General features: G+C 55.0%; 18 protein-coding genes. 9 read left to right on the plus strand and 9 right to left on the minus strand.

The window, feature by feature from the left end:
• Nucleotides 1–42 precede the first annotated feature (42 nt).
• The 6 genes from flhA to hypA all read right to left on the minus strand — a co-directional run bounded on the left by flhA (nucleotide 43) and on the right by hypA (nucleotide 6,079).
• A complete protein-coding gene (gene flhA / locus JQN59_RS05045; protein WP_032944751.1) occupies nucleotides 43–2,121 on the minus strand; it encodes a formate hydrogenlyase transcriptional activator FlhA in 2,079 nt (692 codons plus the stop codon).
• Nucleotides 2,122–2,339: 218 nt separating this feature from the next.
• Nucleotides 2,340–3,350 (minus strand): hydrogenase expression/formation protein HypE, encoded by a 1,011-nt coding sequence (gene hypE, locus JQN59_RS05050; RefSeq protein ID WP_048225272.1) that lies wholly within the window; start codon nucleotides 3,348–3,350, stop codon nucleotides 2,340–2,342.
• A complete protein-coding gene (hypD, locus tag JQN59_RS05055) occupies nucleotides 3,347–4,468 on the minus strand; it encodes a hydrogenase formation protein HypD (RefSeq protein ID WP_103014823.1) in 1,122 nt (373 codons plus the stop codon). The genes hypE and hypD overlap by 4 nt, the downstream gene beginning before the upstream one ends.
• Nucleotides 4,469–4,741 carry a hydrogenase 3 maturation protein HypC gene (gene hypC / locus JQN59_RS05060; RefSeq protein WP_003037411.1) on the minus strand — a complete coding sequence of 91 codons (273 nt, stop codon included), beginning with the start codon at nucleotides 4,739–4,741 and terminating at the stop codon, nucleotides 4,469–4,471.
• Entirely contained in the window at nucleotides 4,732–5,604 is an 873-nt protein-coding gene (gene hypB, locus JQN59_RS05065; RefSeq protein WP_003037409.1) for a hydrogenase nickel incorporation protein HypB, read from the minus strand. The genes hypC and hypB overlap by 10 nt, the downstream gene beginning before the upstream one ends.
• A 103-nt stretch (nucleotides 5,605–5,707) precedes the next feature.
• Nucleotides 5,708–6,079, minus strand: coding sequence for a hydrogenase maturation nickel metallochaperone HypA (gene hypA, locus JQN59_RS05070; protein WP_008785634.1), 372 nt, complete (start codon nucleotides 6,077–6,079; stop codon nucleotides 5,708–5,710).
• Between the two features lie 198 nt (nucleotides 6,080–6,277).
• Between hypA and hycA the strand changes: the two genes are divergently transcribed.
• From hycA to hycI, 9 genes are all read left to right on the plus strand, one after another.
• Entirely contained in the window at nucleotides 6,278–6,736 is a 459-nt protein-coding gene (gene hycA, locus JQN59_RS05075) for a formate hydrogenlyase regulator HycA (RefSeq protein WP_008785633.1), read from the plus strand.
• 143 nt (nucleotides 6,737–6,879) lie between these two features.
• Complete coding sequence (hycB, locus tag JQN59_RS05080; protein ID WP_003825909.1) at nucleotides 6,880–7,491, plus strand: formate hydrogenlyase subunit HycB; 612 nt, start codon at nucleotides 6,880–6,882, stop codon at nucleotides 7,489–7,491.
• Nucleotides 7,488–9,314 (plus strand): formate hydrogenlyase subunit 3, encoded by a 1,827-nt coding sequence (hycC, locus tag JQN59_RS05085; protein WP_003825912.1) that lies wholly within the window; start codon nucleotides 7,488–7,490, stop codon nucleotides 9,312–9,314. The genes hycB and hycC overlap by 4 nt, the downstream gene beginning before the upstream one ends.
• A gap of 2 nt (nucleotides 9,315–9,316) precedes the next feature.
• On the plus strand, nucleotides 9,317–10,240 hold the full coding sequence (locus JQN59_RS05090) for a respiratory chain complex I subunit 1 family protein (RefSeq protein WP_003825914.1): 924 nt from the start codon (nucleotides 9,317–9,319) through the stop codon (nucleotides 10,238–10,240).
• A 17-nt stretch (nucleotides 10,241–10,257) separates the two neighbouring features.
• Nucleotides 10,258–11,967, plus strand: a complete 1,710-nt coding sequence (gene hycE / locus JQN59_RS05095; protein WP_048215684.1) for a formate hydrogenlyase subunit HycE — start codon at nucleotides 10,258–10,260, stop codon at nucleotides 11,965–11,967.
• A 9-nt stretch (nucleotides 11,968–11,976) separates the two neighbouring features.
• Nucleotides 11,977–12,519, plus strand: a complete 543-nt coding sequence (gene hycF / locus JQN59_RS05100; RefSeq protein WP_038633082.1) for a formate hydrogenlyase subunit HycF — start codon at nucleotides 11,977–11,979, stop codon at nucleotides 12,517–12,519.
• A complete protein-coding gene (gene hycG, locus JQN59_RS05105) occupies nucleotides 12,519–13,286 on the plus strand; it encodes a formate hydrogenlyase subunit HycG (protein WP_149607933.1) in 768 nt (255 codons plus the stop codon). The genes hycF and hycG overlap by 1 nt, the downstream gene beginning before the upstream one ends.
• Nucleotides 13,283–13,693, plus strand: coding sequence for a formate hydrogenlyase maturation HycH family protein (locus tag JQN59_RS05110; RefSeq protein ID WP_003037385.1), 411 nt, complete (start codon nucleotides 13,283–13,285; stop codon nucleotides 13,691–13,693). Before hycG ends, JQN59_RS05110 begins: the two co-directional genes overlap by 4 nt.
• Complete coding sequence (gene hycI, locus JQN59_RS05115; protein ID WP_003037382.1) at nucleotides 13,686–14,156, plus strand: hydrogenase maturation peptidase HycI; 471 nt, start codon at nucleotides 13,686–13,688, stop codon at nucleotides 14,154–14,156. Before JQN59_RS05110 ends, hycI begins: the two co-directional genes overlap by 8 nt.
• 56 nt (nucleotides 14,157–14,212) lie before the next feature.
• On the opposite strand, the gene JQN59_RS05120 is transcribed toward hycI, so the two are convergent.
• The 3 genes from JQN59_RS05120 to ascF form a co-directional block, all read right to left on the minus strand.
• Nucleotides 14,213–14,452, minus strand: a complete 240-nt coding sequence (locus JQN59_RS05120; protein WP_008785630.1) for a SymE family type I addiction module toxin — start codon at nucleotides 14,450–14,452, stop codon at nucleotides 14,213–14,215.
• Nucleotides 14,453–14,624: 172 nt separating this feature from the next.
• Nucleotides 14,625–16,049, minus strand: a complete 1,425-nt coding sequence (locus tag JQN59_RS05125) for a 6-phospho-beta-glucosidase (RefSeq protein WP_032945485.1) — start codon at nucleotides 16,047–16,049, stop codon at nucleotides 14,625–14,627.
• Between the two features lie 22 nt (nucleotides 16,050–16,071).
• Entirely contained in the window at nucleotides 16,072–17,526 is a 1,455-nt protein-coding gene (gene ascF, locus JQN59_RS05130) for a PTS cellobiose/arbutin/salicin transporter subunit IIBC (protein WP_149607932.1), read from the minus strand.
• Nucleotides 17,527–17,614: the final 88 nt, after the last annotated feature.

Here is a 17,614-nt window from a genome sequence, read left to right on the forward strand (position 1 = left end):
TGCCTCCTTTCGTTGAGATATCACCCAGTATAGCCACACTGGCTAAACCAGTGCATCCTTATCAATACCCAATCTCTTCATGCGTGAGAGTAACGTTGTACGTTTCAGCCCCAGCCTTTGTGCCGCGCCTTTGGGACCGGCAACCACCCCGTTGGTTTCTTTCAGTACGCGCATAATCAACTGGTATTCATCTTCACCGTCCTGCGCGACTTCGGTTGCCACCGGAGGCGTAGACGGCGTCAAAGGGGCAATATCCGGAAGGGATAGTTGCAGCACGTTGCCCCGGGTAAGCAGAACCGCACGTTCTACCACGTTTTCCAGCTCACGCACGTTACCCGGCCATTCCATACAGCTCAGCGTGCGCAGAGCCTCGGCGGGAATACTGTCGATATTGCGTCCCATCCGACGAGCAATTTTGAAGGTGAAGGCTTTTACCAGCAGCGGAATATCTTCCGGGCGCTCACGCAGCGGCGGCAGATGGATCGGGAAGACGTTCAGCCGGTAATACAGATCGTTACGAAATTCGCGATCGGCAACCATCTTCTTCAGATCGCGGTTGGTGGCGGCGATCAAACGGACATCGGTCTGGATCAGCTTATTACTGCCCAGACGTTCAAATTCCTGCTCTTGCAGAACCCGCAGTAGCTTAGGCTGAAGCTCCAGCGGCATATCGCCAACTTCATCGAGGAACAGCGAACTTTTATCTGCCAGCTCGAAACGACCAATCCGCTGCGTGCTGGCACCGGTAAACGCGCCACGCTCGTGACCAAACAGATCGCTTTCCAGTAATCCGGCAGGCATTGCCGCGCAGTTCATCTTCACCATCCGACGGGCGTTACGTCCGCTCAGGTTGTGAATGGCTCGTGCGATCAGCTCTTTACCCGTTCCGGTCTCACCCAGAATCAAGACGGTGCTGTCGCTTTGCGCCACCATTTCGACCTGCTTGAGTACGCTGTACATCGCTTCGCTGCGACCAATGATTTCGCCGAACTCACTCTCTACGTTGTTGAGTTGTTCAGTCAACGCCAGGTTTTCATCGACCAGACGTTCCTTCAGGCGGTGAATTTCCTGGTAGGCTAGCGCGTTATCCACGGCAATTGCCACACGCTCGGCAATCTGGCGCAATAGCTTGAGGTTGGCGGTAGTGAAAACTTTCTCTTCGCACTGTGCCAGCTTGAGTACGCCGAGCATAGTATTGCCGGACATCAGCGGTAGCAGACACAGGGTTTGTAGCTGGTTGCCCCAGGTTTCGAACAGCATGCGTTCGTAAGGGGCAAGGATGTCACGTTCGCTCAGGTTGATCAGCAGCATCTCTTTGCTTTTGAAGACCCGTTCAGAGAGCGTTCCCGCTTCGTCCACTTCACTCTGTTCGTGTGCCGGATGATGTTCATCCAGATAGTGAGTGGAATAGATACTGAGTTTATTTTTGCGATCGCTGCGTAGCACGATGCTGATGGCATCGATGTCGAAGTAGTGGTGGATCTCTTTGGCGACTTCGCTGACCAGCTCATCAATATCCAGTCGGGAGAGCACGGCATTGGTGATGGCGACCAGGATGCGAAAGTTGTCACGCTCACGACACAGCAGATCGTAATCGACGTTGTTGCTGACTCTGCTTTGAATTTGTTCAGCAACGACGCCGACTATCTGAGTGAAGGTCTGTAGACGGTTATATTCTTTTTCACTCCACGGACGGTCTTCGTTACGGATGAATTCGCAACCGCCAAAGATGCGCCCATCTGCCGCCAGTGGCAGCAGGCAGTAGTGGCCAAATTCAGAATACAGTCCACCTGAAGCCAATTGTGGCCATGTTTCCGTAAACTCATGATAGTTGCAGTGCAACGCATCAGGGCGAGACAAAATGCGGCGTACCGGACCATGTGCCAGCACCGTTTCGTCTTCATAATCGATGGGTTTACCATTTTCACGCGTTGCAAAATAACGCGCACGTTGCGTTTGTGCCTGCCATAAGACAATAGCCGCGCAGTCGGCCAGCGCTGAACGCTTGACCAGCTGCGAAAGCGCCTCGCTAAGAGACGGGAGATCGGGCTGCTGTAATAATGTACGAGTAATATCGAACAGGCCTTGCTGTCCGAGGTCACTCATCGGTGTATACGACATATTGCTTTTCCAGGGAAAGCACCGCAGAACGGTGCGAAAACGGTAAATGAATTATAGGTATAAGTCGTAAATTATTGCCGGATGGCTGACCGCAAACTCGCTGGTCACGCAATCCGTAGGCCTGATAAGCAAAGCGCCATCAGGCGTTATGCAGCGTTAATGCCGGATAGTGACACAAATGCGTCTTATCCGGCCTACAGCATGCTGCCAACCGGCTGCTAGCATATACGAGGTAATGGTTCGGCGTGTGGTAAATCGAGGGTTCGTTTCACGCCGTAGAGTCCGGCAAGACGAACACCTTTGCGTTCGACCACTTCACCAATCATTGCAGCATCGCACCCTAACGGATGCGCGCGCAGCGCGGCAAGTACGGTTTCAGCGGCCTGACGCTCAACGGCAATCACCAGTTTGCCTTCGTTGGCAAAGTTGAGCGCATCCAGACCCAGCAGCTCGCAAACGCCACGCACCGCAGGCTTCACGGGCAGGGCCGCTTCAGACAGCTCAATACCAAATCCACATGATGCGGCAAACTCATGCGTCACCGCATTCACGCCGCCACGGGTGGCGTCACGAAGCGCCTTCACGCCAGGAATATCACGCAGCGTCTGGATAAGAGGTGTTAACACCGCGCAGTCGCTGACCAGTTCGCCATCCAGACCCAATTGCTCGCGTAGGTTAAGGATAGTTGCGCCGTGATCGCCAAGCGAACCACTGACCAGCAGCACATCACCCACGCCGAGAGTCTGTGCACCCCAGTGAATGTTGGCGGGAATTGCCCCCATTCCGGCAGTGTTAATGAACAGTTTGTCTGCTGCACCACGCTGCACGACTTTGGTATCGCCAGTCACGATGGCGATGCCTGCTTCGCGCGCGGTTGCTGCCATGCTGTTAACAACGGTTTTCAGTGTCTCCATCGGCAGACCCTCTTCGAGGATAAAACCGCAGGAGAGGTAGCGTGGAATAGCTCCGCTGACCGCGACATCGTTAGCCGTACCACAGATGGCCAGCTTGCCGATATTGCCGCCGGGGAAGAACAACGGATCGATAACGTAGCTGTCAGTTGAAAACGCCAGACGGTCGCCTTCTGCCACCAGTTGTGCCAGTTCCAGACGCGCTTGATCTTCTTGTTCCGCCAGCCACGGATTCGCGAAAGCCTCCATAAACAGACTGTTGATCAACTGCTGCATAGCCTGACCGCCGCTACCGTGGGCGAGTTGTACGCTGCTCATGCTTCACACTCCTGCTGACGATACTGATACCAGGCGGCACATGCGCCTTCTGAGGAGACCATCAGGGCGCCAAACGCGGTCTCCGGGTTACACGTTTTGCCAAATAACGGGCACTGATGTGGTTTACATCTGCCCGTCAGCACTTCCCCACAACGCGCGCGCGGATCGTCATATACCTGCTGCGGCGCTGGCTGGAAATGTGCTTCGGCATCAAAGCGATGATAGTCCGGCGTCAGGTGAACGCCAGAGGATTCGATAACGCCCAGACCGCGCCATTCGCTGTCACCATTGACGCAGAACACCTCGGCAATGGCCTGCTGCGCTAACGCGTTACCGGCATCCGGTACCACGCGGCGGTACTGGTTTTCTACCTGGCTTTGGGCTGCAATTTTCTGCTCAATTAACATCACTACGCCTTGCAGGAGATCAAGCGGTTCGAAACCGGCGACCACCAGCGGGCGATGGAAATCTGAAGCAATGAAGTTGTAGGCGTCGGTGCCAATCACCATGCTGACGTGGCCCGGCGCTAAAAAGGCGTCGATACCGTTGTCCGGCTGTTCCAGCAGGCTGCGCAGCGTAGGGATAAGCGTGATGTGCTGGCAGAAAAAGTAAAAGTTCTGCACGTCACGCTGCTTTGCCTGTTGCAGGGTGATAGCGGTCGTTGGCATTGTGGTTTCAAAACCCAGGCCAAAGAACACCACTTTACGCGTTGGGTTTTCCTGCGCCAGCTTCAGTGCATCCATCGGTGAGTAGACGATGCGGATATCCGCACCACGCGCCTTGGCTTGCAGTAGGGAGCCTTGCTTACCCGGGACGCGCATAGCGTCGCCAAAGGTGCAGAAAATTACTTCTGGATGGCTGGCAATTTCTACACAGCTGTCGATTCTGCCCATCGGCAGAACGCAAACCGGGCAACCCGGACCATGAATAAACTCCACGTTTTCCGGTAACAACTGGTCGAGCCCGAATTTGAAGATAGCGTGGGTATGACCACCACAAACTTCCATGATCCGCAGCGGGCGTTCAGCCGTGTAGGAGAGGTGGGCGGCACGTTCACACAGGTGCTCTATCAACTGCATCACCTGTTCTGGTGCGCGGTATTCGTCAACAAAACGCATTTATTTTTCCTCGCCGTACAGCAACGCGCCGACATCCGGCTCAACGTCAAACATGTTTTGCAGCGCGTCGAGCGTATCGCGCGCTTCAGCTTCATTAATGATGCTCATAGCAAAACCGACGTGGACCAGTACCCACTGGCCGAGACGCGGTTGGCCATGTTCATCACAGCTACCGACCAGCGTCAGGTCGACGTCGCGCTGAATACCGCAAACGTCGACTTTGGCCTGGTTGCCATCAATGGTGCGGATTTGACCCGGAACACCTATGCACATCGCTGCGTCTCCAGCCAGGAGAGCCATTGATCCATCCCTTCACCACTGGTGGCGGAAATTAGGATAATCTCAATCCCCGGGTTCACTTCCCGGGCGCTGGCAATGCATTTTTCAACGTCAAAATTGAGGTACGGCAGTAGATCCACTTTGTTGAGCAGCATCAGCGATGCGGCGGCAAACATATGCGGGTATTTCAGCGGTTTGTCTTCACCTTCGGTTACTGAAAGCACGGCCACTTTATGGCGCTCGCCGAGGTCGAAGCTGGCCGGGCAGACCAGGTTGCCGACGTTTTCAATGAACAGAATACCGTTATCGTCAAGCGGCAAACGCGGCGCGGCGTCAGCAATCATTTGTGCGTCAAGGTGGCAACCTTTACCGGTGTTGACCTGAATGGCGGGCGTGCCTGTGGCGCGAATACGGGCGGCATCGTTCACCGTCTGCTGGTCACCTTCGATAACGGCGCACGGCACGCTATCTTTCAGCTTCATCAGCGTTTCGGTCAGCAGGGTAGTTTTACCAGAGCCCGGGCTTGAAACAAGGTTCAGCACCAGATGCTGACGGGCCGCAAAGCGGGCACGGTTGCGCTCGGCGAGGCGGTTGTTTTTGTCCAGTACGTCAATTTCCACTTCCAGCATACGGCGTTGGCTCATACCTGGTGCGTGGGTTCCGGCCTCACCGTGACCGTAGTGCAAATCGCCTTCTTCGGTCTGGCTCGGTGTGAAATTTGAGGTCTTCACACCGGTAATATTCAGCGCCGGACGAGCCGCCGGGGCAAATGGCGCGCTGCGAAACGCCGAGTGGGGATTATGCTCATCACCCTCTATATATAGGTTGCCTTCAGCGCAACCACATGTCGTACACATCGCTCACTCCTGATCTTTTTACTTGCGATACATCTGTTGCCGGATGTCTACGTTGCCTTATCCGGCCTACAAACGAGCTCTTTCTGTAGGCTGGATAAGACGCTTAAGCGTCGCCATCCGGCGCTGGAGTTTCATCTATTTCAATACGTCGAATCTGTAAGCCGTCATCGGCCACAATTCTCAGCATATCGCTGTTGCATTGCGGACATCGGCGCACGCGTTGCGTCAGTAACGTGACGTATTGCTGACAAGATTCGCACCAACATTCGGCTTCTTGTTCTTCGAGGTGGAGTTTACAACCTTCTGCAAGGGTCCCGCGGCATACCAGATCAAAACAAAAGGAGAGAGCGCTGGTTTCTACGCAAGAAAATGCGCCAATTTTGAGCCAGACCCCAGTTACTCGCTTAGCACCGTGTTGCGTGGCCTGTTGTTCAATCAATTCCAGTGCCCGTTGGCAGAGGGTTATTTCGTGCATACCGCCTCCTGTGAAGTTGCCGTAGTAAAAGCAATAAGCATGCCAGGTTGATTTTTTTCATTCGTGACAATGACGACGATGACGAAATGACATGTCGTCACCCGCCTTTGATTTTTTATCTATATGAAAATTAAGTGATTTAATTTTGGCATGAAATGTGCTTAAGGCTGTTCATCTCTGCTAAACGGGTAACCTGACATGACTATTTGGGAAATAAGCGAAAAAGCCGATTACATCGCTGAACGGCATCGTCGCCTACAGGACCAGTGGCGTATTTACTGCAACTCGCTGGTTCAGGGGATCACCCTGTCAAAAGCGCGTTTGCATCATGCGATGAGCTGCGCACCGGACAAGGATCTCTGCTTCGTCCTTTTTGAACACTTCACTATCTACGTCACGCTGGCGGACGGCTTTAACAGCCATACCATCGAATACTACGTCGAAACGAAAGACGGTGATGATAAGCAGCTGATTGCACAGGCAGAATTGACTATCGACGGTAAGGTCGATGAGCGTATTAGCAACCGCGATCGCGAGCAGGTGCTGGAGCACTATCTCGAAAAAATCGCCACCGTCTACGACAGCCTGTACACCGCGGTTGAGAACAATATGCCGGTGAATTTAAGCCAGCTGGTTGAGGGACATAGCCCGGCTTAAGCCTCGGGTGCTGCCCACTTTGTCATGGTGCGGTCTACATACTGCGTCACGACGTTTTAGGGAATGGGCATGTCGAAAAATGTCGAAATGACATTTGGTAGACATGTTTTCGTCAAAAATGACTATCACCTGAGGAATGCCTGGTGAATCGTTTTGTAATTGCTGACTCCACTCTTTGTATTGGCTGCCACACCTGTGAAGCCGCCTGCTCAGAGACACATCGCCAGCATGGCCTGCAGTCAATGCCGCGCCTGAAAGTGATGTTAAATGAAAAAGAATCCGCGCCGCAGCTTTGCCACCAGTGTGAAGATGCGCCTTGCGCCACCGTGTGTCCGGTTAATGCCATTAACCGCGTTGATGGTGCCGTACAGCTGAACGAAAGCCTGTGCGTAAGCTGCAAACTGTGCGGGATCGCTTGTCCGTTTGGCGCGATAGAGTTTTCCGGTAGCCGTCCGCTACACATTCCGGCAAACGCCAATACGCCAAAAGCGCCTCCGGCTCCGCCAGCGCCTGCTCGCGTGAGTTCGCTGTTGGACTGGGTTCCTGGCGTTCGTGCCATCGCGGTGAAATGCGATCTGTGTAGTTTTGACGAGCAAGGTCCGGCCTGCGTGCGCATGTGTCCGACCAAAGCCCTGCACTTGGTGAGCAACATGGATATCGCCCGCGCCAGCAAACGTAAGCGTGAGCTGACTTTCAATACCGATTTCGGCGATCTCACCTTGTTTCAGCAGGCTCAGAGTGGGGATGCAAAATGAGCGCAATTTCACTGATTAACAGCGGCGTGGCCTGGTTTACAGCGGCTGCGGTTCTGGCATTTCTGTTTTCATTTCATAAATCGCTGAGCGGCTGGATTGCTGGGGTTGGCGGTGCGGTCGGCAGCCTGTGTACGGCAGCCGCGGGTTTTACCGTTCTGACTAATGCGCTGGCAGTGAGCGGCGTGATGCCGTTTATTGGTCACAGTCTGCAAATTACTCCGCTGAATGCTATCTGGCTGATTACACTGGGCCTGTGCGGCCTGTTTGTCAGCCTGTACAACATTGACTGGCATCGTCATCCGCAGGTGAAAGCTAACGGCCTGCTGGTGAATCTGCTGATGGCCGCGGCGGTATGTGCGGTGGTTGCCAGTAACCTCGGTACGCTGGTGGTGATGGCGGAAATCATGGCGCTGTGTGCCGTGTTCCTCACCGGATGCAGTAAAGAAGGCAAACTGTGGTTTGCGCTGGGGCGTATTGGTACGCTGCTGCTGGCGGTCGCCTGCTACCTGGTGTGGCAACGTTACGGCACTCTGGAGCTGCGTCTGCTAGACCTGCGCACCCAGGAGCTGCCGCTCGGATCTGACATCTGGCTGCTGGGCGTGGCAGGTTTTGGCCTGCTGGCCGGGATTATTCCTCTGCACGGTTGGGTGCCACAGGCACACGCCAATGCCAGCGCACCGGCTGCGGCGCTGTTCTCTACCGTCGTCATGAAGGTTGGTCTGCTGGGTATTCTCTCCCTGTCGCTGCTGGGCGGTAACGCGCCGCTGTGGTGGGGGATTACGCTGCTGGTGCTGGGCATGATCACCGCGTTTGTTGGCGGTCTGTATGCGCTGATGGAACACAACATCCAGCGCCTGCTGGCGTACCACACGCTGGAAAACATCGGCATTATTCTGCTGGGTCTGGGCGCTGGCGTGACCGGAATTTCCCTGAATCAACCGGCGCTGATCGCGCTGGGTTTGACCGGCGGTCTGTACCACCTGGTAAACCACAGCCTGTTCAAAAGCGTTCTGTTCCTGGGTGCAGGCAGCATCTGGTTCCGTACCGGTCATCGTGATATCGAAAAACTGGGCGGTATCGGTAAACGTATGCCGGTTATCTCGCTGGCGATGCTGGTTGGTCTGATGGCGATGGCCGCACTGCCGCCGCTGAACGGTTTTGCCGGTGAGTGGGTTATCTACCAATCCTTCTTTAAGCTTGGCAACAGCGGCGCGTTTGTCGGTAGCCTGTTAGGGCCGTTGCTGGCGGTAGGGCTGGCAATTACCGGCGCGCTGGCGGTGATGTGTATGGCGAAAGTCTATGGCGTTACGTTCCTTGGCGCACCGCGCACGAAGGAAGCTGAAAATGCCTGCTGCGCGCCAATCCTGATGGGAGTGAGCGTCGTCGCGCTGGCTATCTGCTGCGTGATTGGCGGCGTTGCTGCGCCGTGGCTGCTGCCGATGATCTCCTCCGCCGTTCCGCTGCCGTTGGAAACCGCGAACACCACCGTTTCTCAGCCAATGATCACGCTGCTGCTGATCGCGTGTCCGCTGCTGCCGTTCATCATCATGGCCATTTTCAAAGGCAACCGTCTGCCGTCGCGTTCACGCGGTGCGGCATGGGTGTGTGGTTACGATCACGAGCAGTCAATGGTGATTACCGCGCACGGTTTTGCCATGCCGGTGAAAGAAGCCTTTGCCCCAGTACTCAAACTGCGTAAATGGCTGAACCCGGTATCACTGGTTCCGGGCTGGCAGAATGCGGCTGCACCGGTGCTGTTCCGTCGCCTGGCACTGATTGAGCTGGCGGTGCTGGTGGTGATTGTGGTTTCTCGAGGAGCCTGAGAATGAGTGTTTTATATCCGTTAATTCAGGCGCTGGTGCTGTTTGCCGTTGCGCCGCTGCTGTCCGGTGTTACCCGCGTGGCGCGTGCGCGTTTGCACAATCGCCGCGGTCCGGGCGTTTTGCAGGAATACCGCGACATTATCAAACTGCTGGGCCGTCAGAGCATTGCGCCTGCGGATTCCAGCTGGGTTTTCCGCCTGACGCCGTTTGTGATGGTGGGCGTGATGCTGACTATCGCCACTGCGTTGCCGGTAGTGACCGTTGGCTCGCCGCTGCCACAACTTGGCGATCTGATCACCTTAATTTACCTGTTCGCCATCGCCCGTTTCTTCTTCTCTATCGCGGGACTGGATACCGGTAGCCCGTTTACCGCCATTGGCGCCAGCCGTGAAGCGATGCTCGGTGTGCTGGTTGAACCTATCCTGCTACTGGGGCTGTGGGTAGCGGCACAGGTTGCGGGTTCAACCCATATCAGCAATATCGCCGATACCATTTACCACTGGCCTGCTGCGCGCAGCATCCCGCTGATTCTGGCACTGTGCGCCTGTGCTTTCGCCACCTTTATCGAAATGGGCAAACTGCCGTTCGATCTGGCGGAAGCAGAGCAGGAGCTGCAGGAAGGTCCATTGACTGAATACAGCGGCAGCGGTTTTGCCGTGCTGAAGTGGGGCATTAGCCTCAAACAGCTGGTCGTTCTGCAAATGTTCGTTGGCGTGTTCCTGCCGTGGGGACAGATGGAAACCTTCACCGCCGGTGGACTGCTGCTGGCGCTGGTGATTGCCGTCGTCAAGCTGGTCCTCGGCGTGCTGGTCATCGCCCTGTTCGAAAACAGCATGGCGCGTCTGCGTTTTTGCGCCACTTCACGCGTGACCTGGGCCGGTTTTGGGTTTGCGTTTTTAGCGTTCGTCTCCTTGCTGGTGGCGTGATTTAAGAGAGTTTGAGCATGTCTGAAGAAAAATTAGGTCAACAATATCTCGCTGCGCTGCACCAGGCCTTTCCGGGCGTGGTGCTGGATGAAGCCTGGCAGACCAAAGATCAGCTGACGATCACCGTCAAGGTGAACTACCTGCCGGAAGTGGTGGAGTTCCTGTACTACAAACAGGGCGGCTGGTTGTCCGTGCTGTTTGGTAACGACGAACGTCAGCTGTGCGGCCATTACGCCGTTTATTACGTGATGTCGATGGAGCAGGGCACTAAGTGCTGGATTACCGTCCGCGTTGAAGTCGATGCCAATAAACTGGAGTTCCCGTCCGTCACGCCGCGCGTTCCAGCAGCGGTCTGGGGCGAGCGTGAAGTGCGCGACATGTACGGTTTGATCCCGGTTGGTTTACCGGATGAGCGCCGTCTGGTGTTACCGGATGACTGGCCGGACGAGCTGTATCCGCTGCGTAAAGACAGCATGGATTATCGTCAGCGCCCGGCGCCGACTACCGATGCTGAAACCTACGAGTTCATCAACGAACTGGGCGACAAGAAAAATAACGTGGTGCCGATTGGCCCGTTGCACGTCACCTCCGATGAACCCGGTCACTTCCGCCTGTTTGTTGACGGCGAGAACATCATCGACGCCGATTACCGTCTGTTCTATGTCCACCGCGGCATGGAGAAACTGGCGGAAACCCGTATGGGTTACAACGAAGTGACGTTCCTGTCGGACCGCGTGTGCGGCATCTGCGGTTTTGCCCACAGCACCGCCTATACCACCTCCGTAGAGAATGCGATGGGTATCGTGGTGCCGGAACGCGCGCAGATGATCCGCGCCATTCTGCTGGAAGTGGAGCGTTTGCACTCGCATCTGCTGAACCTCGGCCTGGCCTGTCACTTCACCGGTTTTGACTCCGGCTTTATGCAGTTCTTCCGCGTGCGTGAAACGTCGATGAAGATGGCGGAGATCCTCACCGGGGCGCGTAAAACTTACGGTATGAACCTGATCGGCGGTATCCGTCGTGACCTGCTGAAAGACGATATGATCCAGACCCGTCAACTGGCGCAGCAGATGCGTCGTGAGGTGCAGGAACTGGTCGATATGCTGCTCAGCACGCCGAACATGGAACAGCGTACCGTGGGTATTGGTCGTTTGGATCCAGAAATCGCTCGCGACTTTAGTAACGTCGGTCCGATGGTTCGCGCCAGCGGTCACGCGCGTGACACCCGCGCCGATCACCCGTTTGTAGGCTATGGCCTGCTGCCGATGGAAGTTCACAGCGAGCAGGGCTGCGACGTTATTTCTCGCCTGAAAGTCCGTATCAATGAAGTCTATACCGCACTGAACATGATCGACTTTGGTCTGGACAACCTGCCGGGCGGACCGCTGGCGGTGGAAGGCTTTACCTATATTCCTCACCGTTTTGCACTGGGCTTTGCTGAAGCGCCGCGTGGAGATGACATCCACTGGAGCATGACCGGCGACAACCAGAAACTGTATCGCTGGCGCTGCCGTGCGGCGACTTACGCCAACTGGCCGACGCTGCGCTACATGCTGCGTGGCAATACCGTTTCCGATGCCCCGCTGATTATCGGTAGCCTCGATCCTTGCTACTCCTGTACTGACCGTATGACTGTGGTCGATGTGCGTAAGAAGAAGAGCAAAGTCGTGCCGTACAAAGAACTTGAGCGCTACAGCATCGAGCGTAAAAACTCGCCGCTGAAATAAGGAATCGCCATGTTTACCTTTATCAAAAAAGTCATCAAAACCGGGGCACCGACGTCGTCGTATCCGCTGGAGCCGATTGCGGTCGATAAAAACTTCCGTGGCAAACCGGAACATAATCCGCAGCAGTGCATCGGCTGTGCGGCCTGTGTGAATGCGTGCCCGTCGAACGCGCTGACGGTAGAAACCGATCTGGTTACCAATGAGCTGGCGTGGCAGTTCAACCTCGGTCGCTGCATCTTCTGCGCCCGCTGCGAAGAAGTTTGCCCGACGGCGGCGATCAAGCTGTCGCAGGAATATGAGCTGGCGGTATGGAAGAAAGAAGATTTCCTGCAGCAGTCTCGCTTTTCGCTGTGTAACTGCCGCGTCTGTAACCGCCCGTTCGCGGTACAAAAAGAGATTGATTACGCCATTGCGCTGCTTAAGCACAACGGTGATAGCCGCGCGGAAAACCACCGTGAAAGCTTTGAGACCTGCCCGGATTGTAAGCGCCAGAAATGTCTGGTGCCGTCTGACCGTATTGAACTGACTCGCCATATGAAAGAGGCCAGCTGATGAGCAATTTATTAGGCCCACGTGACGCCAACGGTATTCCGGTACCGATGACGGTGGATGAATCCATTGCCAGCATGAAAGCATCGCTGCTGAAAAGCATCAAGCGTTCAGCGTATGTTTATCGTGTGGACTGCGGCGGCTGCAACGGCTGCGAAATCGAAATTTTCGCCACGCTCTCTCCGCTGTTTGATGCCGAACGCTTTGGTATCAAAGTGGTACCGTCGCCGCGTCATGCGGATATCCTGCTGTTTACCGGCGCGGTAACCCGTGCCATGCGCTCTCCGGCGCTGCGTGCCTGGCAGTCTGCGCCAGATCCGAAAATTTGTATCTCTTACGGTGCTTGTGGGAACAGCGGCGGTATCTTCCACGATTTATACTGCGTATGGGGCGGCACGGACAAAATCGTACCGGTGGACGTGTATATTCCAGGTTGTCCGCCGACGCCTGCGGCAACGCTGTATGGTTTTGCCATGGCGTTGGGTCTGCTGGAGCAAAAAATTCACGCGCGTGCGCCGGGTGAACTGGACGAACAGCCGGCGGAAATTCTGCATCCGGATATGGTTCAGCCGCTGCGCGTCAAGGTAGACCGCGAGGCTCGCCGTCTGGCGGGATACCGCTATGGTCGCCAGATTGCTGATGACTATATGACGCAGTTAGGGCAGGGCGAGCATCAAGTGGCGCGCTGGTTGGAAGCGGAAAACGATCCGCGTCTGACCGAGATCGTCGCGCATCTTAACCATGTTGTCGAAGAGGCGCGTATCCGATGAGTGAAACGGTGGTGTTCAGTCAACTGAGCCGTAAATTTATTGATGAGAACGATGCGACGCCCGCTGAGGCGCAGCAGGTTGTCTATTACAGCCTGGCGATTGGTCACCACCTTGGGATCATCGATTGCCTGGAAGCGGCGTTAACTTGTCCATGGGACGAATATTTGGCATGGATTGCTACCCTTGCAGAGGGAAGCGAAGCCCGCCGGAAAATGGAAGGCGTGCCGAAATACGGCGAGATCGTTATCGATTTCAACCATGTACAAATGCTGGCGCGCGCGTTCGATGATGCGCGTGCCGTGCAGACTCCTCAGCAGCAGGAGTGGAGCAAGCTGATGCTTAGCATGCTGCACGACATACACCAGGAAAGCGCCATCTATCTGATGGTGAGGAGACACCGTGACTGACGTTTTATTATGTGTGGGTAACAGCATGATGGGCGATGACGGCGCGGGCCCGCTGCTGGCTGAAATGTGTGCTGCAAATCCTCAAGGCAACTGGGTTGTCATCGACGGCGGTAGCGCGCCGGAGAACGATATTGTCGCCATCCGTGAACTGCGTCCGCAGCGTTTGTTGATTGTTGATGCCACCGATATGGGGTTGAACCCCGGTGAAATCCGCATTATCGATCCCGATGACATTGCCGAGATGTTCATGATGACCACCCACAACATGCCGCTGAACTACCTGGTAGATCAGCTGAAAGACGATGTTGGTGAGGTAATTTTCCTCGGCATTCAACCGGACATCGTCGGTTTTTACTACCCGATGACACAGCCGATCAAAGATGCTGTTGATACCGTCTATCAGCGATTAGCCGGTTGGGAAGGACACGGTGGATTCTCCGAGCTGGAAGCACCAGAAGAGTAAACCGTATCAGTGCCGGATGTGAACGACATCCGGCCTGTTTTCCCAGTGTATCCTCGTCATTCAATTGCCTGCTCAATAATTAATTTCCCCTGCATCACTGATACATTCACTGCTGTACCGGTCGGAAATCCAGCTTGTTCCAGCCAGTCGCCGTTCAGCGTGAGTGAGGCGTGACGACTGATTCGTCGCGTATAACCCGTTTTTGGATCTTCATGGCGTTTTCTGACATAGCTGACTTTCAAGCGACGTACCGGTTTGGTGATTGCCACCGCTGTTTTGCCCTTTTTATCAAACATGCACGCTTCCTTGTGGTGAACGGCCTGGATTAAAAACTACTGAATAAAATGCCAGTAAAAAAGGGGGAGGGCAAACCTGAAACTGGAAGGACGATTCCAAATCCGGAATGTAATAAATGAAATGAAAATATGTACTTCTGCCGGAAGGCTGTAACCCCCTCCGGCAGATCCGTCATGCCAGATCGGCACCGTTACTGGCGATGACTTTTTTGTACCACCAGAATGATTTCTTACGGGTACGTGCCAGCGTGCCGTTGCCCGCGTCATCGCGGTCCACATATACAAAACCGTAGCGTTTGCTCATCTCACCGGTTGAGGCAGAAACCAGATCGATACAGCCCCAGGTGGTGTAACCCATCAGCGGCACGCCATCTTCAATCGCGTCTGCCATGGCGCGAATATGTTCGCGTAAATAGCTGATGCGATAGTCGTCATTGATCTCACCGTTAGCATCGATTTCATCTTTCGCTCCCAGCCCGTTTTCCACCAGAAACAGCGGCTTCTGGTAGCGGTCATACATCATATTCATGGTGATGCGCAGGCCGAGCGGATCGATTCCCCAGCCCCATTCACTGGCGGCAATGTACGGATTACGCAGCGACTTCACCACGTTGGCGGCGCTGGTATTGCCCGTGTTCATTTCAGCGGAGGCGCAGCGCGATGCGTAATAGCTGAACGAGACGAAATCGACGGTGTTTTTCAGGATGTCGTCGTCTTCCGGGGCTTTTTCGATTACCACGCCTTTTTCGCGAAACACGCGGGCAGAGTAAGCCGGGTAGGCCCCGCGCGCCTGCACATCAATAAAGAACAGGTTTTCACGGTCTTTTTCCAGTGCGGTCCACACATCTTCCGGCTTACACGAGTAAGGATAAAAATTACCGCCAGCCAGCATACAACCGACCTGGTTTTGCGGATTAATTTCATGGGCTATTTTAGTCGCCAGGGCGCTGGCTATCAGTTCGTGGTGAGCGGACTGATATTTCACCTGATCCTGATTTTCACCTTCTTCAAATACCAGCCCGGCGCCTGAAAAGGGGCTGTGCAGCATAATGTTGATTTCGTTGAACGTCAGCCAGTACTTCACCAGACCGTCAAAGGCCTCGAAGCAGGTACGGGCGTAGCGGGTAAAGAACTCCACCATTTTGCGGTTACGCCAGGAGCCGTACTCGGTGACCAGATGCATAGGCACATCGAAGTGACACAGCGTGACTAATGGCTCAATACCGTATTTTTTACACTCGGCAAACACGGCCCGATAAAACGCGATTCCGTCTTCATTCGGCGTCAGCTCGTCGCCGTTAGGGTAGAGGCGGCTCCAGGCAATGGAAGTACGAAAAACCGTAAACCCCATTTCCGCCATCAGCGCGATATCTTCTTTATAGCGATGATAAAAGTCGATCGCCTGATGGCTGGGATAAAATTCGTCATCCCGCAGCGTAAAGCGCTTTTCCTGACCCAGTTTGACGGGCATGCGGTGTGTGCCGTGGGGGATCATATCGACGGTAGTCAGCCCTTTGCCGCCTTCCCGGTATGCCCCTTCAGACTGGTTGGCGGCCAGTGCGCCGCCCCATAAAAATCCTTGCGGAAAAACAGACATAATTAACCTCAGTTCATACCAGTCAAATGCTGGCTCCATTGATATTGCCCGGTTGTGCGGCCTGGTTTTTTCTGGCCTGCGCGGCTGCATCTTCGACAGGAATATCTTCAAAGCCGAGAATCAGCGTTAGTACAAAAGAAAGCACTACCGCCAGTGCCATCACGCCAAATACCCAAACGATGGTCATCGGATTGGCCGGATCGAAAAACTGGACGCTGGTGAACAGACCTGGAGCCGCCATGGAGTGGCTTGCAAGCCCGGCCATTCCAGCAACAGCACCGCAGATAAAACCGCTGATAAGGCTCGCAATCAGCGGACGTTTCAAGCGGATTGCCACGCCATATAGCGCGGGTTCGGAAATGCCCGCCATGATGGCTGAGGCGGCAGCTGCTAATGCAGTCTGGCGCAGCTCCGGGTTTTTGGTTTTCCATGCCACTGCCAGCGATGAACCACCTAACGACAAGTTGGCGCCGATTTCCGACGGCATTACCATGCCTTCTTTTCCGGTTTCGGCAATCGTCTGAATAATGGTTGGCGTAAAGACACGGTGCATACCGGTCATTACCAGCAGCGGCCACAGCGCGCCCATAATGGCCACTGACAGCCAGCCGAGATAGCCGTGGATGGTATAGACCAGCGCTGAAATCGCGTTACCGATCCAGATACCGATCGGGCCAATGATGACGATGGCGAGCGGGGCAGCGATCAGCACGATCAGCATCGGTTTGAGGAAGTTTTTGGTCACCGCCGGAGTTATACGATCGACCCAGCGTTCGATGTATGACAAGCACCAGGTCATGACCAGCGCCGGGATCACCGTGTAGGTGTATTTCACCGCCGTCACTGGGATCAGGGCAAACTCAACGTGCTCACCCTGCGCGGCCTTCGCCATAAGGTCGATAAAGCTGGGATGCACCAGTACGCCCGCGATGGCGATAGCCAGCGACATGTTGGTTTTGAATTTGATAGCGGCCGACGCGGCGACCATCAGTGGCAGGAAGAAGAATGCACCGTCGCCAATGACGGTCAGAATGGTGAGCGTGGACGATCCTTTCACCAGCACGCCGGTCATTTCCAGAACCATCGCCAGCAGCTTGAGCATTGATCCGCCGATAATCGCCGGGATCAACGGCGACATTGTGCCGATCAGCGCATCAAGGATCCCCGCGCCAATTCGCTTCAGCGTCAGTCGGGGTTTGATTTGCGGCTCAGCAGGCTGCATGTTGGCAGGCAACAGGCTGACCACTTCACGATATGCCTGCGAAACGGTGTTGCCGATAATCACCTGACACTGGTTCTCGTTGCGCACCACGCCCAGCACGCCAGTGAGGGTTTTCAGCGTCGCGCTGTCGACCTGCGAGTCATCTTTGATAACGAAACGCAAACGGGTCATACAGTGGGTCACTGCTGTGATGTTGTCGACGCCTCCCAGAGCCGTCACAACGGAGCGCGCCAGCGCTGCATAATTCTTGGACATCGGATTTAATCCTGTTTTATCAGTAGAGTACGTTATTTTTTATCCGTTTACGTGGGTCGCTTTTCTGGGTTGATGAAACGCAGATAGG

The sequence above is a fragment of the Citrobacter sp. B72 genome, assembly GCF_016894305.1.
In the GTDB taxonomy this organism is placed as follows: domain Bacteria; phylum Pseudomonadota; class Gammaproteobacteria; order Enterobacterales; family Enterobacteriaceae; genus Citrobacter; species Citrobacter portucalensis.